Source organism: Chryseobacterium sp. CH25, from assembly GCF_004119455.1.
GTDB lineage: Bacteria > Bacteroidota > Bacteroidia > Flavobacteriales > Weeksellaceae > Chryseobacterium.
The window spans coordinates 266,607-287,149 of the sequence record NZ_NRQT01000005.1; the positions used below are offsets into that span (position 1 = coordinate 266,607).

Sequence of the window (20,543 nt, forward strand, 5' to 3'; positions counted from 1 at the left end):
CCAGCTTCCAGCCATTTCAATTTAACATAATATATAAACTCAATACCCATGTTTCGTAAAATACTTTATATATCAGTCCTTTTACCCGGTATTGTTTGGGCACAGACAGCTGAAATGACTGTAAAGCAGGTGAGGGAAGATATGAACTTCCTGATAAAAAATATTGATGAAATAAGTGTGGATCCTTACCGGAAAATATCCAGGAAAGACTTTGTTTTGGAGCTGCAAAATGCGGAGAAATCTATTGTAAAGAAGTCTATAATAAGCAATATTGATCTTTATAAGGCATTTCAGCCAATTATTGTTAAATTGGAAGACGGTCATACAGAACTTACTATTTCAGATGATATAGCCCAAACAGATTATTTTATTTTTCCTTTTTCTGTAAGGGTTTCCGAAGAAGGAGTTTTCATAAAATCCATTAAATCAACTTATAAAGAATCTGTTACAGGAGATTTAACAGGAAAAAAAATTACCGAAATTAATGGAAAAAACTCATTGAAAATAGTAGAGTTATTACAGAATTATACCAGTGGTGAAAGTAAAAAAAGTAGACTGGAGCTCAGTGAAGACTATTTTAATGATTATTACAATCTTTTCCTGGAAAAAGGAAATATACTGGAAATAACAGTAAGTCAGGATGATAAACTTAAAATTCCATTAATAAGGAAATCACAGAAAAAAACAGCAGTTTCTCCAAAATTAGTTACTAAAAGTTACTATTATGAGCTCATAAAAGATAAAAACTGTGCTGTTTTTACGTTTAATCAGTTTGTAAATCCGGAGAAATTCAGAGCTTTTTTACAGGATATGTTTACTGATTTAAAAGCTCAAGGTATTCAGAATCTTATCATTGATATCCGAAATAACGGTGGCGGAGATTCTGAGCTTGGAGATGAACTTTTAAAATATATAGTTACAAAACCGTTTTCACAATACGAAAAAACACTTGTTAAATACAGTGATATCCGTAAAGAATATTTATTAAAAGCCTCAGAAATCGATTCTACGGAATTAAAAAATTATTTAAGCGGAATATCCGGAACTGTAGGCGTTATAGATCACACAAAAAATATAATTCAGCCTAAAGAACAGAATGAGCGATTCTCAGGAAATATTTATCTGCTGATAAGCGGACAGACATTTTCATCGGCTGCAGATTTTGCCAACGCTTTCAAATTTTACAAAGCTGGAAAAGTCATTGGCTCAGAATCCGGTGGATTTATTATTTCGGCCGGAGAAGTTGTAGAAAGACAATTGCCCAATTCAAAATTATTTTTGAATGTATCATCTACAATAGATTATAATATTGGTACTAAAGAGAAAGATGTACATGGCGTAATTCCTGATAGTAAGGTTCAGGCTGAAGAAGCTCTAAATTATGTGCTGGAGAAGCTTATAAAGTGATTGGTGTGGTTGATATATACTCTTTTCTGTAAAATTATATTTTTCCTATAATTTATATTATGTTAAATTGAATATATTTCAAGATTCCAGAATAATCTTTCCATAGCTCTATTTTGTTGATATTCAATTTATTTAAGAATGTCCATTTCTACAGGCTCTGCAAATGCTTTATGGATTATTTCGTCCTTTTCCAGTTGATGATCATTTAAACTATTTGCACTAAGTACTGGATATGCTACAATATGATAATGAAAATCTAACGGATTATTAATGTAAGTTTTATCAAATGAAAAATATCCTTTCTTTGCGTAGAAAATAAAATCCCTCAGATACATATCTTTATCAAATTTTTTAAAATCAAACTCCCGATCTTCTAATCTTAAAATTCTATCCAGATTCGGATTTACCAGGTAATCATAATCTGCAGTACACGTTGATTTTCTAAGATTCATTTTGGTTTCAACATGTTGAGGATCATTAAATATTTCATCCCGAACATGCCCGCCAGCAGTTGCCAGATGTACTTTGCCCCATAAAGGATCAGTAAAAAATAAATCTAAATCATAAGCCGCTGAAGCATTATTATCCATATTTGAAAACTTTTTCAATATTTATGTGAGTATTAAGCTATATACCGGAGAAAATGTATAATGTACTCTCCTATTCTATTTTCAGGTTATTTTTTGTAACGCGTTAATTAAAAATACGTATTTAATTTACTGTATTTTAGATGGTTGTGTATTGGGGTTTCATTCTAATAAAGCTCAAGCTCATCAAAATCCTTTATTTCAGATAGTTTCATAAGTTTGTTGGATTTGATCGTTTCCCAGGTATTCTTGTACTTGACTTCATAATTATCACCATTATCACCATTATCATCTTTATTTAAGTTGTCCTTGGTAAGCTTCTTTTTGGTTAGAAAATTAATACTCACTTCATATTGAGGTACCGGGCCATTGCTTGAATAATTATCATAGCCAATAAGCTCCATATCTCCATTTTGATACCTAAAAGTATAGCCCCAGTTTCCATATCTTCCGTGACCATAATTGATATGTAAGTTTCCTTTTTCAATGCCTACACTTAGTTCAGGGGCAAAATAGGCGCCTCCATCCTCATTTTCGGAGGAAAAACAACTGTAGTTTTTGGAAGCTAATTCATAGTAATTCCCTTTATTCAAAAGAACAATAATACCTCTTCGGTTTCTGTCTAAAGTGCCACGATCTTCGTCTTGTATCACTTTATTTTTGTCTGTTCCTTTAATGATAAGGACTACATCTTCAAGTCCATCTTTATTCAAATCTCCTTTAATTTCATCCCAGCCTTCTGCTGAAATTCCTCCTTCATACTTATTAATGACATAACCTTCCGGTATAAAATCACTTGGATTTTTATTTCCTTCAGTATTTTCAGATAATTGATTTGCAGGAGTATCACTCTGTTCAGTTTTTTGCTTTTCGGTACTTTTGTTTTCAGCTGATTTTTGCTTTTCATCTTTACAGGATTGTAATGCAAAAGCAACTGTTAGAAATATAAATACTTTTTTCATGTAGTTTTCTAGGTTTTAGAGTATCAGGAAACTTATTTACTAACGAATATAAATAATTTTTATAATTGTATTGAAGTATTTTGAGATTCATCATCTGTGAAAATCTGAGTCATCTGTGGTAAAAAATTATTTCCGTTAAACTGTATTCTGTTGTTAACAAAAAAGCCTCTAAAATCTGATTTTAGAGGCTTTAATTAAATAGTCATTTGGCTATTTATTGTTGAATTTAAGTTATTTTTTTATGATTTTAGTGAAAACTGTATTCCCTTTTAATAGATAATTCCCTGATGGATATTCACTAAGATCGATACGGTTACTTCCTTTACTTAAAGTCATATTTTTAATGAGTTTACCTGTAATATCATATAAATAAGCATTTTCATTGGCTTCAGCCTCAACATAAATCAAACCTGTGGTTGGATTAGGATACGCTGGAGTTCTAACTTGTTTTGAAGTTTCTGCGGTTGATAAATTGGCATTACAGCTAGCATTATAAGTATCTCCAATGATGTTAATACCTTTGTTTACCAATTGAGCTCTTGCCATAATGGCTTGTGGTGTAGAATAAGTTAATCCCGTTGCATCTATGCTTCCAGATGTTATTGCTGATGTTGACCACGTTGGATTATTAATGAGCGCAATCAGAAATTTATTATAATTGGTACATGATAAACCAGAATTTTTAAATCCGAAAGTTACCGAATTCGAATAGATGTTTTGAAATTTGATATTCCAGGCAGAAATATCCTGATTAAAAAGTAAAGCACCATTAAACATCATAAAGCCGTAAGGATCATTAACTTTACTAACATCCCAATTTCCGATAGGTTGATTAAATGATACTGCATTGGTAAACATTTGCTGAAAACTTGTTACCTTACTTGTATTCCAGTTATGAAGAGGCTGATTAAAGGATTTAGCATTAGAAAACATATAATTAAAATTAACAGCATTATTTGTATTCCATGAATTTAAAGGCTGGTTGAAAGCAACTGCATCCTGGAACATTGAATAGAAATTGGTTCCGGACGAGGTGTTCCAGGCAGAGATATTTTGATTAAAAGCTGAAGCCGAAGAAAACATGCTGCCAAAATCTGTTACTTTTGCTGTATTCCAGTTTCCAATAGGCTGATTAAATAATTTAGCTCTGTTAAACATGCTATTCATATTAGTAATGGTACTTGTGTTCCAGTTAGCAAATGAAGGATTTCCAATCAAAGACGGGCAATTAGAGAACATTTGCGATACATTGTTTATTTGGCTTAAATTAGGAGTATCAGTAGCCGTTACATTAAGATTCGGACAGTCTGCAAACCCTTGTGCAAATTGCTGAAGCCAAAGGATATCTCCCCATTGGCTCACTTCAAAGAGTTCGGGATTTCCGCTTGCATGCATATAGGGGCTGCCTCTAAACCCATAAAATAATCCATTACCATTAGATGCTTTTACTTTGTAGGTTGCCTGGATAGGATTTGTACTCAAAGAAGTTCCAAAAGAAATAGTCGTAAAAATAGTACTGTTGGAGGTAACAGAAAGTGTTCCGTTATGTTGTGGATATCCTACTTCTTCCCAACTAATGGTATAGTCTGTTCCTGTTCCACCAAAAGATATCGAATTATCGATGGCTCCATTGATGTTAGGTTTCCACAAAGTAATAAATTCGTTCTGTGCATAAGAAATGAAAAATAGAAAAATAAAAATGATTACCAGTTGTTTTTTCTGCATAAATTTAAATAATAATTTAAGGTTAAAATTGGGTTTGATAAGGTTGTAACTTCCCGGGGTTCTTTATCTTATCTCTAATACAAAGATATAGACGCACAGCGACAGAACGTGTCGTATTATAATTTGATGAGTATTTTTTTCAATATTTTTTGATGAAATTTCTCTCAATTGAAAAAAGAAATCCGCTGTTATTACAACAATAACAGCGGATCATATAATTGCTTTTAAATTACAGAATATTAGATGGTTAACTTTACGCCAACAGAGATGTTAATTCCAGGAAGCGGACTCAAAAATTTTAACTGGGAATTTTGAAGTCTGGCCTCTGAATTCAGTAAATTATTTCCTACAATATAATATTCCAGTTCTCCAAAGCTGAAGGTATTCTCTTTATACGAAATACGGGCATTCAGTAAAGAAAATGCAGGCATTGGAAGCTCAGGGTTAATATTTTTGCCAAGATATTTTTGTTTTAAATAATGGTCCAAAGTAACATTAATACTTAGCTTTTGCAATGTCCCGCTAATACTGAAGCCAAAACGGCTGGTAGGCATATTGGGCATATAATCTCCATCACTCCATTTCCTTATGGAACTATCGGCAGTACTGATGTTTCTTACCAGATCATAATAACCACCTATCTCCCACTTCCCTAGCTTATTAAAATCTACTTTGTAAGCTGCTTCTGCTTCAATTCCATTGATTTCTGTATCATCAAAACGCCATTCTTTTACCAAATAAATTTCTCTGGAAATTCCTGTATGGGCAAGGTAAATATAATTTTTATAAGTAGTATGGTACCAATTGGCTGATAATCTGAGGTTTTTTAAATTGATTCCGCCACCAATTTCAAGTGTTTTAGCAGTTTCCTTTTCAAGGCTGTCATCACCGTTTTCTTCTGTCAGAATAGCAAAATGATTGTTACCTGCATAAAGTTCATTCACTTCCGGAGCTCTTTCAGAATGATTATACTGTACTTTCAGGTAAGCTTTTTTAAATATATTCCACTGGCCCGCAGCATGAAACTGATTGAGGGTAAAGTCTCTATCACTAAGTTTACCACCGGAAAGTCCCCGGCTTCGGCTGTATTTGCTATCTGCCATAGCTCTGCGCTGAACATGATCGTTTCTATAGCCAAAATCAAATTCAATAAATTTGAAATCAAGGTGCTGCATAGTGAATATGCCAATTTCACGGCTGATAGTATTAGGTAAATATCTTTGTTTTCCTTCACCTTCCATATCTCTGTACTGAACTTCAACTCCTGTCGTACCTGATAGAAACTTAAATTTCTGTTGATTGATTTCCAGTCGACCATGATGCTGATTAACAGTAAATTCATTTGCCCGATAACGTTCAAGAAGTTCTGCATTTTTAGAAAACACTCCCATATAATTAAGCTTTATGCTTGAAATTGGAAAGTTTTTAAACGTATACCCTGTTTCCAGCATCGCTTTATGAGAAAGGCTTCTTATATTAATCGGCAGATATTCAATTTTTTGCTGAGGCCCTCCATGAGAATGTTTGGGAATCTTATAAATAGCATATCCGGGAACTCCAAAGTATGAATAAGAGTTTTGATAAGCTCCTCCCACATACAATGATTTTCCAATATAACTTGTTCCAATATAAAATGAATTACTTTCCGAATGGCTGTTGGGAATAACACCATCTTTGGGTTGAACATAATCTTTGATATTGTTTACTTCACTTCTATAACGGTCTTTTACAGGATCTTGACCGGGAATATATTTATCATTTTTTGGATTAGGATGATATTTGCCGTCTGAAGGATTATAATAAGTGGCACTAAAGGTATAAAGGTCCCCTTCCGAAAGTTCATATTCCTCAAAGTGATCTAAAGCAAACTGACTGATGTATGGGAAAAGACTGGTATTAAGAACATTTCTTGAATCTACATCGATCTGGCAAAGAGATTGTAAAATGCTATTGAATCCTACCAGTTGAGGATCATAGCACCTGCTGTCTTTAGTATTTCCGGGAATTCTGACCATTTCCTGTTTCTGATTAACCGCTCCCATCGTCCAGACCCAGTTTTTAGCAATAGCCCCTTTAGCTGAAAATGCCTGCTTTTGCCCGCTGTTGCTTCCACCTTCAAGAATAGCTTTTAGATTTAAATTTTTAGAGGGTAGTTGTTTGGGAACATAATCCGTTTCAATATTAATAGCCCCTCCAATTGCTTTTCCGCCAAATAAAACTGCAGCAGAGTTCTTATAAATATTGATACTCTGTACATTATTCATTTCTATATCAGTATTGAAATCTGGGCTTATTCCCGAAAGATCATTTACAGACATTCCATTTTCCAGAACCTTTACCCTGTTACCACTTAAACTTCTGATTACCGGTGCGCCTGAATTAGGACCATAGCCGGAGTTCTGAATTCCAGGAATTTTACTTAAAGTTTCCCCTAATGTGTTTGATTGAATAAAATCCAGCGTTTTCCTGGAAACATTCACCAGATCATGGTTCTGTTTTCCTTTTACTTCTACAGATTCAATGTCTTTAACGACTTTTTTTTCGGAGTTTGTTTTTTGTGCCTTTAGAGCAGAAGGACAGTAAAAAAGAGAACTCCCCACCAAGAAAAAGATGGTTCTTTTCATGTGCATATACTTTAATTATCCAGCAAAACTAGATAATTAAATTCATTAATGCAATAAGGTTGCATTAATGAATTTTAAAATGATTCTTCTTTTAAAAGAGCACTCAGAAGTAAGGTATTAATTTACTGTCAGATACTGATTGTCTTATTTTCTTAATTGATAATCTTTTTTATGGCTGGAAATTTTCCGAAATTGGAATACTGGCTTATCTTTACTATTTTAAATCCCTATGCTGTTAGAAAAATTATTCAAGGAATTTGATGTAGAAATTGATACATTCAATTCAGCTGATTCTGTACTTTTTGACCAATATTTTGAACGTATTCTGGTTAAAAAGAACACATTTCTTATTAAAGAAGGAGAATTTGAAAAATACAGTTATTTTATTTTCAGTGGAATGGCCCGCTGCTGGACTCTCAACCATAAAGGTGAAGAACAAACGTTTTGGTTTTGCAAAGAAGGTTCATTTTCTTTATCAAATATTTCTTTTACCCTAAAAGAGCGGTCAACCTTTAATGTGCAAACCATTACTGATTGTGATATATATAAGATTGATTATCAGCAGGCAGGAAAACTTTATGAAGCAATTCCAGGGTTAAAAACAGTTTTTGAAGACCTCACTGCCAGATTGTTAAATAAGCTTCTCAATCGTAATATCAACCTGATAAAATATTCTCCTGAACAGTATTATCTGCAAATGATGGCTGAATATGGAGATACTTTTAATTATATTCCTTTAAAAGATATTGCTTCTTATTTAGGAATTACGCCTCAGGCGCTCAGCAGAATCCGTAAACGCATTTTTTAACCCAGGTTCAGTGGTTGATCTTAATAAATAAGGACTTTTGCAACACAAAATTTACAATTATGATTAGAGATATTATAGAAACGGATTACCCACAATTGATGAAGATTTGGGAAAGTGCCGTACTCAATACCCACGATTTTTTAAAAGAAGAAGATTTTAATTATTATAAAAAAGAAATTCCCGGCTATTTTGAACATGTTATTTTATTGGGATTTGAAGAAAATGGTGCTTTAATTGGGTTTATGGGAATTGCAGAAGGAAATCTTGAGATGCTGTTTATTCATAATGATTATCGTGGAAAAGGAATTGGGAAAAAACTGATTCAGTATGGTATAGATCATCTAAAAGTAACCAAAGTAGATGTAAATGAGCAAAATATTCAAGCTGTCGATTTTTACAAGCATATTGGTTTTCATGTTCTGAACAGATCAGAATTAGATGGGCAAGGGAAAGAATATCCTATTCTGCATATGGAGCTATAATTGGTTTAAAACAAGTTATAGCTATGGCCGAAAAGCATCCTTTTGGATGCTTTTTCATATTGAATTAAAGATATATTTCTGTTGACAGTATTGTATGATCTTGTCATCATTCAATAAATTACTATACAATAAATAATGAGGCAATAGCCTGGGCATCACTTCCGCTTAAAATCTCATCATAGGCTGCTGATCCTGCGGCAGCTCCAAATGCAGTTCCTGTGTTATATCCTGCCTGGTTTACGTTATCTTCTCCGGCATAAACAGGATTAGTTGCGGAAGGCATACTTCCTCCATTGGCAAGTTCAATCCAGCCTTTATTGGCTCTCATTCTTCTTACTTGGGAAGCATGCCTAGCTTCCACAGAGTGAATCTGTAATGCAGCCTGAAGGACAACTTTATTGGACATAACATTTCCCGCCTGTCCCTTATAAGCTCTTACTCCTGTATCCTCAAAAGCCTGAGCCAGAACAAGGAACTGACTGTAATCGGTAAAAGGAGAAAAATTACCGCTGGCTGTAAAATCAAAGGTGGGTTTATTACCTGGCATTGTTCCTAATGAAGTAAGAGTACTTTTCAGGAAGCTTACATGGGCGGATTCATGCTTTGAAATCTGCATAAAAACAGTTCTGTCAGCATTAGGAATTAATCCTGCTGTGGATAATCCTATAGCATAGTATTCATTTTCAAGGTATTCCAGCACCAGTGCAAGCTGTAATGCATCCGTTAAAGTACTTTTAAGAGTTGTCCCTGTGATAGGGGTACTTTTTGTTTCTGCAGCCATTAAAGTTCCTAAACCAAGAGGAACTGCTGCTACCGCTGCTTTTTTTCCGAACGATGAAATATCCGTAATGGTCTCTAATCTTGAAGCTTCCGTTGTAAAAAACTTATCATGGGAGAGCTTATCTAATAATCTAAGAATGTTCATAATACAAGTTTTTAAAAATGAATAACTAGTTAATACCTCTTTCTTTCCATGTAAATCGGGTTTTGATAAACCCACCTGCTGCTGCCACAATGTCTTTAGGTTCTTTGGCAAGGTCAAGGCCATTAGCATCTATTACATCATCTCCTGAAAAATCGGATGATCCCGGATTAATCAGATCTCTGATTGCAGAGGCATGTCTAGCCTCTACAGAAACTATTTTACCGGCAATCACAAGATAAGCTGGATTAGTAATATATTTTCCGGCACCATTGTACGCTGCTACTCCTGTATCTTCTAAAGCTTTAGCCGTTGCCAGAACAGAATTTCTGTCATTAAAATTTACATTCGGATATTGAAATTCAAGCTTAGGAAGAACGTTTTGAGTAGCACCTGTGATGGCTGCTTTGAAAAAGTCTCTGTGAATAACTTCATGGTGATAGAGATCTGTGAAAACTTCTTTTTCAATACTGGAAATACCGGTATAGAAATTATTGACAACTTTAGTATAGAAGTCTGCTTCCAGTTGTTCAAGAGCATAAGCATAATTTAATACACCAACATCTCCCGCTCCAAGATCAAAAACTGGATTGTTTTCCATCTGTTCAAAATAATCATCATCATTACATCCTATCATCGTAAGTCCGGCAATAGCCAGTCCCACTCCACTCAGTTTCAGAAAATTTCTTCTGCCTGTATCCAGAGTTGCTCCCTGATTAGAAACATGAACTGTATTTTTCATAATATTAATTTTTAAAGTGTTTGATTAAATGCTAAAAAGAAAAAAACAGCATACGGAAAATGCTGTTTTAGATTTTAATAATTCCTATGGCATCAGAACGGTATCTATTACGTGAATAACTCCGTTTGACTGATTAACATCCGCGATCGTTACTTTCGCACTGTTTCCTTTTGCGTCTTTTATGTAAAGATCTTTTCCTTTAGTCCAAAAAGTAAGGTCCTCGCCCTGTACCGTTTTCATCATACTTTTTCCGTTTCCGGCTTTTACAGCGGCCCAAATTTCTTTAGCGTTGTATTTTCCGGATAGAACGTGATAAGTCAATATGCTTGTAAGCATAGCTTTGTTTTCTGGCTTTACCAGATTTTCTACGGTACCTTTAGGAAGCTTTGCAAAGGCAGCATCAGTAGGTGCCAGCACCGTAAAAGGACCTTTTCCCTCCAGAGTTTCAACCAATCCCGCAGCTTTTACAGCGGCAACAAGTGTTTTATGATCCTTGGAGTTTACAGCGTTTTCAATAATATTCTTAGACGGATACATAGGAGCACCGCCTACCATTACTGTTTTTTCTTTCATCATTTGTGCAGTTACCTTCCCACTAAAAGCAAATGATAAAGCTACCATTGCTAAAACTGTGATTTTTGATTTTGTGTTCATTGTACTGAATTTTTTTAATGAGTTATTGTTAATTTGTGTTTTTAAAATCATTTACGAGTTTGGATTTAATTTGGATTGAAAAAAGATTTTATTTTAATTAAATTATTGACAATCAATTATTTATTTTTTTAAATTGAAGTAAAATCAAGACAGATAGAGTTCATACAGAACCTTTTTCCTGTTGGTTTTGGGTCGTCATCGAAAATATGCTTCAGATGAGAATCACATCTTCCACATAGTGCTATTGCTTTTGACAGTAAGTTTTTCATTTTTAAAAATTTTTCAAACATTTTCTTACAATCATTTACGAAATAAAATATAATTTGGATTTTGTTGGGAATGTGTTTTATTTTATTACATTTGGATAGAAAAATAAAAACTATTAAAACAACCTACTCTGAAGAAGAACTTATCGTTTTATTAAAAGAAAAAAACGAAAATGGTTTTCATTATCTGTATGACCACTACTCTGGTGCGTTGTATGGAGTTATTCTTCGAATTGTTCAGTCTAAAGAATACGCTGAAGAAGTCATTCAGGATGTTTTTGTGAAGATTTGGAACTCTATTCATCAATATGATGCGTCTAAAGGAAGGTTTTATACCTGGATGATTAATATTGCAAGGAATACTGCCATAGATTATTTAAAGTCTAAAGGATTCCAGAATGAGCTTAAAAACCAACCTCTTCCAGATTTCGTATATAATACTACAGAACTTTCCACAGTTAATAATTCAGCTGATTATATTGGATTTAACAATGTACTCGAGAGTTTGGAAGTTGATAAGCAGGAGCTTATTAATCTCTCTTATTATCAGGGATATACCCAACACGAAATCTCTGAAAAGCTGAAGATACCGCTTGGGACAGTAAAGACAAAGATGCGGAATGCACTAATGAAATTAAAGGATTTGCTAAAAGATTATCAATAAATTGAACACTAAAGAATACATATCATCCGGAATTATAGAATCTTATATTCTAGGCCATGCTTCTCCCGAGGAAGCAGGGATTTTGGAGTGTGTGATAAAGAATAATGCTGAAGTAAAAGCTGCTTTTGAAGAAGCACAGAAAACTTTGGAAAATCTTGCTACAGCACAGGCTGTAACACCTCCAAGTGATTTGAAATCTAAAATCTGGAATAAGATTCAGAACGAGCAGGTTCTTGAAGAAGAAAAAATAGTTCCTCCAGAATCCGCAGCTATTACTCCTTTGGAAGTAGTGGAAACTAAGAGAATAAATAACTGGAAAACGCTTGGTATTGCTGCTTCAGTTTTATTTTTAGCGAGTATTGCGGGAAATCTTTTCTGGATCAGTAAGCAATCTGAAGTACAGAAAGAAATTGCAAAAGTAAAAACTGAAAAACAATCTCAGGATCTGGCCATGCAAAAGCTGAATCAGAAAGTGGCTATGTTTTCTAATCCTGATATGCAAATGGTCATGTTAAAAGGAGTAGAAAAACATCAGGATGCTAAAGCAATGGTATTCTGGGATAAAAAAACAAAAGAGGTTTATCTTAATGGGGAGAATCTTCCTAAAGCTCCAACAGGAATGCAGTATCAGCTTTGGGCCATTGAAGACGGAAAACCGGTAAGTGCAGGAATGTATTCAGAAGATAAAGACAGTAAGATTGCTTTAGCCAATATTTCAAAAGCACAGGCTTTTGCCATTACCCTTGAAAAAGAAGGCGGAAGCCCTGTTCCTACAATGGAAAATATGTTTGTAATGGGAGAAATCTAAGTAATAAATAAACTTGAGGGATTTTTCTTTCAGGTCTCAAAATAATACAAATCAAAAAGCATCCAAATAGGATGCTTTTTGGCTTTCTAAGAGTTTGAAAATATCTATGAAGCAAATTCTACAGAAGCTTCTTTAGCAGCTGCTACCATGGCAATTAATGCCTTTTCAGTTTCTTCCCAATGTCTGGTTTTTAAACCACAATCCGGGTTTACCCAAAGTTGTTTTGCAGGGATTACCTGTTGAGCTTTGATCAGTAATTCTGTCATTTCTTCCTTAGAAGGAACTCTTGGCGAGTGAATATCATAAACTCCCGGACCAATCTCATTAGGATACTTGAAGTCTGCAAAAGCATGCAATAATTCCATTTGTGATCTTGAACATTCTATGGTAATCACATCAGCGTCCATATCAGCAATATTCTTAATGATATCATTAAATTCTGAATAGCACATGTGAGTGTGAATTTGAGTAGCGTCTTCCACTCCACTTGCTGAAATTTTAAATGCTTCTACAGCCCATTTCAAGTAGTTCTGCCAATCTGTTTGTCGTAACGGAAGCCCTTCACGGATAGCCGGTTCGTCAATCTGAATAATTCTGATTCCCGCTTTCTCCAGATCCTGAACTTCATCACGGATGGCTAAAGCAATCTGCTTGCAGGTTTCAGAACGGGGTTGGTCGTCACGTACAAAAGACCACTGTAAAATAGTAACAGGACCTGTTAACATTCCTTTTACCCATTGATTCGTTTGAGACTGAGCATATTGAGACCAGTATACTGTCATAGGTTCAGGTCTTGATACATCCCCGAAAATAACCGGCGGTTTTACACAACGGCTTCCATAACTCTGTACCCAGCCATTTTTAGTGAAAATAAAGCCTTTCAGCTGTTCACCGAAGTATTCCACCATATCATTACGCTCATATTCTCCATGAACAAGAACATCAATTCCGATATCTTCCTGCCAACGGATAGTTCTCTGGGTTTCTTCTTTTAATAAAGTATCATATTGTTCAGCTGTTAAATCTCCTTTTTTGAATTTCGCTCTCCAGCTTCTTACTTCGGCAGTTTGTGGGAATGATCCAATAGTCGTCGTTGGAAATAATGGAAGCTGTAATGCTCTTTGCTGCTCTTCTTTACGGATGTTGAAAGGATTCTTTCTCTGTGAATCCTGTTCTGTGACAGACGCTGCCCTTAGTTTTACTTCCTCATTATGAATAAGTGGAGATGTTTTTCTTGCCGAAACAGCCTTTTTATTGTCTTCGAGATCCTGTATAATCTGTTGGTCTGTTGTTCCTGAAGCTAATTTCTTAAGGGTAACCACTTCTTTTACCTTTTGTTTGGCAAAAGCCAGCCAGTTTTTGATTTCAGGATTAAGATTAGTTTCAAAATCTAAATCACATGGTGAATGCAGTAAAGAACATGATGGAGCAATGAAAACTCTTTCTGAACCTAGCTTTTCGACTGCTTTTGTAATAAATGACAAGGATTTTTCATAGTCATTTTTCCAGATATTTCTTCCGTCTACCACACCAAGAGATAAACTCAGGTTTTCAGGGATAGCATGAAGAACATCTTCCAGCTGTTCCGGATTTCTTACCAGATCAATATGAAGAACATTTACGGGAAGTGAAACAGCTAGAGATAAATTGTTCTTTAATCCTTCAAAATAAGTGGTTACAATGAACTTTAATTTTGGAAACAGTCTTCTAAGCTCTGCATATACAAAAGTATAAGTTTCTTTTGCCTTTTCAGTAATATCTAGTGCTAAGAAAGGTTCGTCAAACTGAATCCATTCAGCACCCTGACTTTGTAACTTTGATAAAATTTCAACATAAACGGGAAGAAGATGATGGGCTAGATCAAGTTTATCAAATCCTTCTTCTTTTTCCTTTCCTAACAGTAAATAAGAAACCAAGCCGATAATCACAGGTTTTGCATTGATTCCTGCCTGTTTTGCTCCTGAAAATTCATTGAAAATTTTATCTGAAGTAAGCTTAAACTGTTGGTTTTTATAAAATTCAGGAACGATATAGTGATAATTGGTATCAAACCATTTGGTCATTTCCATTGCTGTAATGTCCAATCCGTCTTTCTGATAGCCTCTTGCCATGGCGAAATAAAGATCCAGTTCAGAATTGTTCTTTTTAAGGGCTACTTCATGATAGCGTGTAGGAATCGCTCCTACTACCTGACTCATATCCAATACCTGATCATAATAGGAGAAATCATTACAAGGAATAAGATCTATTCCAGCTTCTTTCTGAAGGTTCCAGTTTTGGCTGCAGATGGTTCTTCCTGTGGTAAGAAGTTCTTCCAAAACAATTTTACCTGACCAATACTGTTCGCAGGCTTTCTTAAGTTCTCTTTTGCTACCAATACGCGGATAGCCCAGAATGTGAGTTTGCATTTTTACAAATTTTAGATTACACTTTATTACTAATGCTCTTTGATATGCTTCAGAATGCTTTGTATGGATAAGAAGTGTTTGAAATCATTGATATAGGCAGATTGTACAACTTTCCAAAAGGAAACTGCACTGCCAATATCATCTGTATGACTCAAAAGCTTCAGACCGCGAAAGCATTGTCAATTCAGTAAAGGCAGGTCTCCTGACTTGTAACAGTTTCTGTCATCCTTCCCGCTTTTGGCAGTGGATATCCAAGGACAGAAACCTTTGGTGTGTTACTTACAGTTGCGCGACAGCTCGTGATTTACACACGATTCCCTATTAATCTACCTTAAGTAAAACCTTTCCTGTTTGATGAAGATGGTAAAGAACTGATCTATTATCAAACAAAATTAATAATAGATTTTAATTTTGTGTAAAATTATTAAAACAGAATATATTATCAATTAAAAGTAATTTATTCGGTAAATTTAGCTTTAGAGTTGTATTTTAACAGAATATAATTCTGTAAATTTGTGTGATTTTAAACCATAAAAGAATAATATTCTTTGGAACAACTCGATGATAAGGATATAAAGCTGCTTAAACTGCTTCAGAACAATGCAAAACTGACGGTTAAAGAGCTTGCCAAGGAAATTAATCTCTCACCCTCTCCTGTTTTTGAAAGGGTAAAGAGGCTGGAACAGGAAGGTTTTGTGAAAAGATATGCGGCAGTGCTGGATGCTGAAAAGCTTAACCGTGGGTTTACGGTATTTTGCCAAATTAAACTAAAGATTCATGACCGGTCTGTAGGATATGATTTTGTAAAAGAAATTCTGGAAATTCCGGAAGTGGCAGAATGTTATAATATTTCCGGAGATTTTGATTTTCTACTGAAAGTTCAGGTCCGGGATATGAAGCATTATCAGGACTTTGTATTTAATAAACTAGGGTCTGTAGATTCTATTGGAAGTACGCACAGTACATTTGTAATGGCTGAAGTAAAGAACAACCATGGCCTGACTTTATAAAGAGAAATGAGGTCTTAAATCTTAGCCAGTCAAGAGATTCTTCACTTTGCTTTGCTTCGTTCAGAATGACAATAAGGGCATTAGAACCTACTTACTCTTACATTCAAATGTATATATAATATAAAGCCGCTCTGCAAAGAGCGGCATACTTTTTTAACTTTTAATGGAGCTGCTGATTAGCAAGTAGAACCACACTCTAATAATTTGATGTGGATTACACCATTAACTACACACTGTGTTTGGCATAAAGCGTTTCCAACAACGGTACCTACACCGCCGATAACACCACCTACTGTAGAACCTACACCGCCAACAACACCGCCAACGATAGTACCTACTCCTCCGATAACGCCACCAACAACGCCACCTAGACCACCTAATAGATTTCCGATTGGATCAAGTAATCCTTCTCCTGAAATAGATTTTAGCTCGTTTCTGTCTAGTTTTTTGAAATTTTTCATGATTAAAATTTTATATGATTAATACATCACAAATATATGATAAATAATAATAAACTCATATTATTTTGAATAAAATAATTAAACAATTTTATTATTTAATATTTCGTTAATATAAATGGATAATAATAGAAATATCATTTTTGTTTGTATCTGGTTGATTTACTAAATTTTAAAAAACATATTTCAAATTTTAAATGTTAGAGTTAATATTTTCAATGTAATAGAACTTTTTTATGGTTAATATTTAAAATTTGTTAAAATGCAGTTTTTGAGGGTAAAAACGTAGCATAAAATGATAAAATACAGATGCTTTTTCACCCTATTTTGATGACTTTAGTTAACAAATGATAAAATTCTCGAAATTTTATGGTAAAAGCCATTCCTATTGTTGATAACAGGGGGCAAAATTTGTATTTTTGTGGACATACTTCTATCAATGTCAATTTTTTCAAATAATATACGCTCTCTGAGAGCAAAGAGAAAACTTTCTCAACAAAATGTAGCCGATGATCTTACCATCTCCAGAGTGAGATATTCTAAATATGAAAACGGAATTTCAGAACCTCCTATTGAGCTTCTTATCAGGATATCCAAGTATTTTCATGTAAGTATAGATCTGTTACTGTCTGTAGATCTTCAGAAATATTCAACAGAAGATATGCTGAAGCTTCCGGATAACAGAATTGTTCTTCCCGTAGCAGTAGATGATCTTGGAAATGATACCATAGAAATCATTCCACAGAAAGCTTCCATGGGATATCTGGAAGGATACAGTGATGTGGGATATATTGAAAGCCTTCAGCGTATTGCTCTTCCCTTTTTAAATAATGGAAAATACAGAGCATTTCCGGCAGATGGAGACTCAATGCCACCTTTCAGAAATGGTTCATATATTGTAGGAAAATATGTAGAGGGAATAGATGAGCTTAAACCTGGAAAAACCTATGTTTTCATTACCCAGAATGATGGGATTACCTATAAGCGTTTTAAAGAGAATAAAGGAAATGCAATTTGTGTAAGCGCAGATAACTCTTTCTATGAGCCTTATGATATTCCGTTTGAGGATATTGTAGAGATCTGGCAGTATGCTTCAGGAATTTTCCCGGAAGATTTTGAACCGGGAGATTATGAAAGCTATAATTTCAAAGAAATGTTCAGGGAATTGAGACAGGATATCAAAGAATTGGATAAAAAGGTTTCTACACGCCGTAGAAAGTCTTCACAATAGACGATTTTACAAGTTCGTCTGATAAAGCAAACAGGCTCTTCAATTTATATTGTAGAGCCTGTTTTAAAACCAAATAAAATGTAAATATGATATGAAACTATTTTCAGTTTATACAGGAGATGCTTTCAGCATCAGATGATGCAGGTCCGTATTTTTAATATAAGGTTGTAAAAGCTGACTCCCTGGTCCGTAAGCTGCTACTTCTACATAATCTCCAGAATGGTCCATACTGATCCAGCCTACTGAGTTTCGGCTTTTCTGAATTTCCGAATACAGTTTGAAGGGTAATTTTTTATAATTATAGAGACCTTCTTCCTTTTCGAGTCCATTATAAAAACTTTGTAAGTGCTTTGCCTCCTCATCGTTCAGAATGAGTTTATTAGCCTCATATATCCAATCTTTAATATCCTTGGCAGAATGTTCTTTATGAATTTTATTCAGGATATATTCATTGGTATACTGATAATTTGAAATACTGTTAAAGTTTTTGGTTGCATCAACCCCATAAATGACTCCTGGATTGGCATTTCCATGGTCTGTTGTGATGATTACCAGAGTATTGCCATCTTTTTCAGCAAAATCTATTGCTGTTTTTACAGCTTCATCAAATGCCAGCTGATCGTGAATCAATGCTGTTATATCATTAGCATGGGCTGCCCAGTCTACTTTTCCACCTTCTATCTGAAGGACAAAACCTTCCGGATGTTCCTTCAGGTGATTAATAGCTGCACCTGTCATTTCTGCTAAAGTAGGTGTGTTTTGAAGTTCTTTAAGGGTAGTTCTGTCTATACTGTAAGGCAAAGCTCCTGTATTGAAAATTCCTAAAATCTTGTCTCCTTTTTTACTGTTTTTCAGATCTGTACTGTTTTTCAGTATCTGATAACTGTTTTTCCTGTAAACAGCATAGAGGTCTTTTTTATCTTCTCTTTTTGATGGATTAAAAAATTCATCTCCCCCTCCCATCAGTACATCTATTCCCAGTTCTGCATACATTTCGGCAATTTGAGGTTCTGCATTTCTTCTGGCAGAATTAACACAGAAACCTGCAGGAGTGGCATGGGTAACTGTAACGGTGGTAACGCAGCCAATTTTTTTTCCTGCTTTTTTATACTTTTGCCATATTGGAATATGTACTTCCCCATTGGCTCCCATATTTAATACTCCGTTTTGTACTCTTATCCCGCCTCCGAAAGCTGAACTGGCAGCAGCAGAATCTGTTACGATGGAGCTTGCGGAAGCTGTATCCATTAATGCGCCTGAAACCTTTTTCTCATTATACAAACTCAGCCAATGACTTTGTTTACCTAAAATATTTCTTGAATAAAGATCTGCCATTGAAAGAGTTCCAAGGCTCATTCCATCGCTGATCATGAATATAATATTTTTTGCTTTTCCACCCTTAAGAGGCTTATCATTCCTTTTAGAACTCCAGAGTTCAGAAGGTGACAGTGAGAATAGTCCTGATAGTAAGACTGAACCTTTTAGAAATCTTCTTCTATCCATATATTGTAAAATAATACCCTAAATTATTGCTTAATTTTAATTAATGACACTTAGTTGCATTAATAAATAGTTAATTTTAAATGTTTTGAGGAAATGGATCTTCAAAGTCTCCTTTTCTGTCAAACAATTCTTTTTCACGGTCGCTGATAAGGCAGGAGGTAAGATCCTGTACAATCTGTTCTTTATCCAGGTATTGCCCTATGAAAACAAGTTCATTCATTCTGTCACCCCAATTTTTATCCCATCTGCTTTCAATAAATTCCTGATTTTCTATAAAAGAAGCATATTGTGCTCTATGGCTCATGGGCATACTGCTCCACCAGACTCCGGCTTTCTCCAGTCGAAATGAGCCTCCAGCCTGAGAAAAATTAAGTGCATCATCAGGTCTGGAAGCCAGCCAGAAAAGCCCTTTGGCTCTTAATATGCCTTCAGGATAATGATTAAGATATTCCCATAGTCTCTCCGGATGAAATGGTCTTTTGTCCCTAAAGACTAAAGAACCTATTCCATATTCTTCTGTTTCAGGGGTGTGATGGTCTGTTTGTAATTCCTTTTGCCAACCTGAAGAAGACTGTGCTTTATCGAAATCAAATAGTTTTGTATTTAAAACATTTTGTGGATCAATCTGACCAAATTCTGATTCCAGAATAGAGGCATCGGGATTTAATTTTTTAAGTGCAGATTTCAGGAATCCGAGTGTTTCAGGATCAATTAAGTCTGTTTTATTCAAAATAATAACATTGGCGAACTCAATCTGGTCAGTAAGAAGATTGACAATCGTACGGTAATCTCCATCAATATCGGTGAGTTCCCTATCCATTAACCGTTCATTGGAAGCAAAATCTTTCATGAAATTATAGCTGTCCACTACCGTTACCATAGTATCTACATAGCTGAAACGGGAAAGATCTATACCACTTTCTTCATCAACATAAGTAAAGGTCTGTGCCACGGGTATAGGCTCACTGATTCCGGTACTTTCTATCAAAAGATAATCAAATCGTTTTTCATAAGCTAACCGTTCCACTTCAACCATAAGATCTTCTCTTAGTGTACAACAGATGCATCCGTTACTCATTTCAACCAGTTTTTCTTCTGTTCTGGAAAGTGTATTTTGATTTTCAACCAGTCGTGCATCAATATTGATTTCACTCATATCATTTACAATAACAGCTACTTTTAAACCTTGCTTATTATGAAGAATATGATTTAATAAAGTTGTTTTTCCGGCTCCTAAAAAGCCACTGAGTATCGTTACAGGAAGTTTCTTTTCCATTTCTTC

18 protein-coding genes, 1 pseudogene and 1 riboswitch are annotated in these 20,543 nt (G+C 34.7%); of the genes and pseudogenes, 7 read left to right on the plus strand and 12 right to left on the minus strand.

The genetic code is table 11. From position 1 onward, the window contains the following. The first annotated feature begins 48 nt into the window (after positions 1 to 48). A complete protein-coding gene (locus tag BOQ64_RS14135) occupies positions 49 to 1,407 on the plus strand; it encodes a S41 family peptidase (protein ID WP_129057469.1) in 1,359 nt (452 codons plus the stop codon). 128 nt (positions 1,408 to 1,535) lie between these two features. Here BOQ64_RS14135 and BOQ64_RS14140 read toward each other — a convergent pair whose 3' ends face one another. From BOQ64_RS14140 to BOQ64_RS14155, 4 genes are all read right to left on the minus strand, one after another. Next, the gene (locus BOQ64_RS14140; RefSeq protein ID WP_129059739.1) at positions 1,536 to 1,997 is read right to left on the minus strand and encodes a hypothetical protein; all 462 of its coding nucleotides are present in this window, start codon (positions 1,995 to 1,997) and stop codon (positions 1,536 to 1,538) included. 164 nt (positions 1,998 to 2,161) lie between these two features. After that, the gene (locus tag BOQ64_RS14145) at positions 2,162 to 2,956 is read right to left on the minus strand and encodes a hypothetical protein (protein WP_129057471.1); all 795 of its coding nucleotides are present in this window, start codon (positions 2,954 to 2,956) and stop codon (positions 2,162 to 2,164) included. A gap of 231 nt (positions 2,957 to 3,187) precedes the next feature. Then, positions 3,188 to 4,681: a BspA family leucine-rich repeat surface protein gene (locus BOQ64_RS14150; RefSeq protein ID WP_129059740.1), complete on the minus strand. Its 1,494-nt coding sequence runs from the start codon at positions 4,679 to 4,681 to the stop codon at positions 3,188 to 3,190. A gap of 239 nt (positions 4,682 to 4,920) precedes the next feature. Then, positions 4,921 to 7,305: a TonB-dependent receptor gene (locus BOQ64_RS14155; protein ID WP_129057473.1), complete on the minus strand. Its 2,385-nt coding sequence runs from the start codon at positions 7,303 to 7,305 to the stop codon at positions 4,921 to 4,923. A gap of 229 nt (positions 7,306 to 7,534) precedes the next feature. Here BOQ64_RS14155 and BOQ64_RS14160 point away from each other — a divergent pair, with 229 nt between their 5' ends. Together BOQ64_RS14160 and BOQ64_RS14165 are read left to right on the plus strand one after the other, a co-directional pair. Continuing rightward, positions 7,535 to 8,113 carry a Crp/Fnr family transcriptional regulator gene (locus BOQ64_RS14160; protein WP_129057474.1) on the plus strand — a complete coding sequence of 193 codons (579 nt, stop codon included), beginning with the start codon at positions 7,535 to 7,537 and terminating at the stop codon, positions 8,111 to 8,113. Positions 8,114 to 8,172: 59 nt separating this feature from the next. After that, on the plus strand, positions 8,173 to 8,595 hold the full coding sequence (locus tag BOQ64_RS14165; RefSeq protein WP_129057475.1) for a GNAT family N-acetyltransferase: 423 nt from the start codon (positions 8,173 to 8,175) through the stop codon (positions 8,593 to 8,595). Between the two features lie 121 nt (positions 8,596 to 8,716). Here the strand turns inward: BOQ64_RS14165 and BOQ64_RS14170 are convergent, their stop codons facing one another. From BOQ64_RS14170 to BOQ64_RS14185, 4 genes and pseudogenes are all read right to left on the minus strand, one after another. After that, positions 8,717 to 9,520, minus strand: coding sequence for a ferritin-like domain-containing protein (locus BOQ64_RS14170; protein WP_129057476.1), 804 nt, complete (start codon positions 9,518 to 9,520; stop codon positions 8,717 to 8,719). A 25-nt stretch (positions 9,521 to 9,545) separates the two neighbouring features. Next, entirely contained in the window at positions 9,546 to 10,259 is a 714-nt protein-coding gene (locus BOQ64_RS14175) for a ferritin-like domain-containing protein (protein ID WP_129057477.1), read from the minus strand. Positions 10,260 to 10,343: 84 nt separating this feature from the next. After that, on the minus strand, positions 10,344 to 10,913 hold the full coding sequence (locus BOQ64_RS14180; RefSeq protein ID WP_129057478.1) for a fasciclin domain-containing protein: 570 nt from the start codon (positions 10,911 to 10,913) through the stop codon (positions 10,344 to 10,346). 128 nt (positions 10,914 to 11,041) lie between these two features. Next, a pseudogene (locus tag BOQ64_RS14185) lies at positions 11,042 to 11,155 on the minus strand (peptide-methionine (R)-S-oxide reductase); the annotation flags it as partial. A 118-nt stretch (positions 11,156 to 11,273) separates the two neighbouring features. Between BOQ64_RS14185 and BOQ64_RS14190 the strand changes: the two are divergent. Beyond that, a complete protein-coding gene (locus tag BOQ64_RS14190) occupies positions 11,274 to 11,843 on the plus strand; it encodes an RNA polymerase sigma factor (RefSeq protein ID WP_228448385.1) in 570 nt (189 codons plus the stop codon). Between the two features lies 1 nt (position 11,844). Next, positions 11,845 to 12,651, plus strand: coding sequence for an anti-sigma factor domain-containing protein (locus BOQ64_RS14195; RefSeq protein WP_129057479.1), 807 nt, complete (start codon positions 11,845 to 11,847; stop codon positions 12,649 to 12,651). A gap of 104 nt (positions 12,652 to 12,755) precedes the next feature. Here the strand turns inward: BOQ64_RS14195 and metE are convergent, their stop codons facing one another. Next, positions 12,756 to 15,059, minus strand: a complete 2,304-nt coding sequence (metE, locus tag BOQ64_RS14200) for a 5-methyltetrahydropteroyltriglutamate--homocysteine S-methyltransferase (protein WP_129057480.1) — start codon at positions 15,057 to 15,059, stop codon at positions 12,756 to 12,758. Between the two features lie 174 nt (positions 15,060 to 15,233). Next, positions 15,234 to 15,420, minus strand: a riboswitch (cobalamin riboswitch). Positions 15,421 to 15,607: 187 nt separating this feature from the next. Between metE and BOQ64_RS14205 the strand changes: the two genes are divergently transcribed. After that, positions 15,608 to 16,069: an Lrp/AsnC family transcriptional regulator gene (locus tag BOQ64_RS14205; RefSeq protein WP_045496937.1), complete on the plus strand. Its 462-nt coding sequence runs from the start codon at positions 15,608 to 15,610 to the stop codon at positions 16,067 to 16,069. Positions 16,070 to 16,245: 176 nt separating this feature from the next. Here BOQ64_RS14205 and BOQ64_RS23130 read toward each other — a convergent pair whose 3' ends face one another. Beyond that, on the minus strand, positions 16,246 to 16,530 hold the full coding sequence (locus tag BOQ64_RS23130) for a bacteriocin-like protein (protein WP_164975811.1): 285 nt from the start codon (positions 16,528 to 16,530) through the stop codon (positions 16,246 to 16,248). A gap of 436 nt (positions 16,531 to 16,966) precedes the next feature. Between BOQ64_RS23130 and BOQ64_RS14215 the strand changes: the two genes are divergently transcribed. Next, a complete protein-coding gene (locus BOQ64_RS14215; protein WP_129057482.1) occupies positions 16,967 to 17,758 on the plus strand; it encodes an XRE family transcriptional regulator in 792 nt (263 codons plus the stop codon). A 108-nt stretch (positions 17,759 to 17,866) separates the two neighbouring features. Here the strand turns inward: BOQ64_RS14215 and BOQ64_RS14220 are convergent, their stop codons facing one another. Both BOQ64_RS14220 and BOQ64_RS14225 read right to left on the minus strand, forming a co-directional pair. After that, complete coding sequence (locus BOQ64_RS14220) at positions 17,867 to 19,261, minus strand: alkaline phosphatase (RefSeq protein WP_129057483.1); 1,395 nt, start codon at positions 19,259 to 19,261, stop codon at positions 17,867 to 17,869. Positions 19,262 to 19,337: 76 nt separating this feature from the next. Beyond that, entirely contained in the window at positions 19,338 to 20,537 is a 1,200-nt protein-coding gene (locus tag BOQ64_RS14225) for a GTP-binding protein (RefSeq protein ID WP_129057484.1), read from the minus strand. Between the last annotated feature and the right edge of the window lie 6 nt (positions 20,538 to 20,543).

Excerpts from the sequence above, each read along its gene's own strand:
- BOQ64_RS14135 (WP_129057469.1), top strand. The coding sequence starts at position 49 with ATGTTTCGTAAAATACTTTATATATCAGTCCTTTTACCCGGTATTGTT.
- BOQ64_RS14215 (WP_129057482.1), top strand. The coding sequence starts at position 16,967 with ATGTCAATTTTTTCAAATAATATACGCTCTCTGAGAGCAAAGAGAAAA.
- BOQ64_RS14140 (WP_129059739.1), bottom strand. The coding sequence starts at position 1,997 with ATGGATAATAATGCTTCAGCGGCTTATGATTTAGATTTATTTTTTACT.
- BOQ64_RS14160 (WP_129057474.1), top strand. The coding sequence starts at position 7,535 with ATGCTGTTAGAAAAATTATTCAAGGAATTTGATGTAGAAATTGATACA.
- BOQ64_RS14220 (WP_129057483.1), bottom strand. The coding sequence starts at position 19,261 with ATGGATAGAAGAAGATTTCTAAAAGGTTCAGTCTTACTATCAGGACTA.
- BOQ64_RS14180 (WP_129057478.1), bottom strand. The coding sequence starts at position 10,913 with ATGAACACAAAATCAAAAATCACAGTTTTAGCAATGGTAGCTTTATCA.
- BOQ64_RS14165 (WP_129057475.1), top strand. The coding sequence starts at position 8,173 with ATGATTAGAGATATTATAGAAACGGATTACCCACAATTGATGAAGATT.
- BOQ64_RS14225 (WP_129057484.1), bottom strand. The coding sequence starts at position 20,537 with ATGGAAAAGAAACTTCCTGTAACGATACTCAGTGGCTTTTTAGGAGCC.
- BOQ64_RS14175 (WP_129057477.1), bottom strand. The coding sequence starts at position 10,259 with ATGAAAAATACAGTTCATGTTTCTAATCAGGGAGCAACTCTGGATACA.
- metE (WP_129057480.1), bottom strand. The coding sequence starts at position 15,059 with ATGCAAACTCACATTCTGGGCTATCCGCGTATTGGTAGCAAAAGAGAA.
- BOQ64_RS14170 (WP_129057476.1), bottom strand. The coding sequence starts at position 9,520 with ATGAACATTCTTAGATTATTAGATAAGCTCTCCCATGATAAGTTTTTT.
- BOQ64_RS14145 (WP_129057471.1), bottom strand. The coding sequence starts at position 2,956 with ATGAAAAAAGTATTTATATTTCTAACAGTTGCTTTTGCATTACAATCC.
- BOQ64_RS14155 (WP_129057473.1), bottom strand. The coding sequence starts at position 7,305 with ATGAAAAGAACCATCTTTTTCTTGGTGGGGAGTTCTCTTTTTTACTGT.
- BOQ64_RS23130 (WP_164975811.1), bottom strand. The coding sequence starts at position 16,530 with ATGAAAAATTTCAAAAAACTAGACAGAAACGAGCTAAAATCTATTTCA.
- BOQ64_RS14150 (WP_129059740.1), bottom strand. The coding sequence starts at position 4,681 with ATGCAGAAAAAACAACTGGTAATCATTTTTATTTTTCTATTTTTCATT.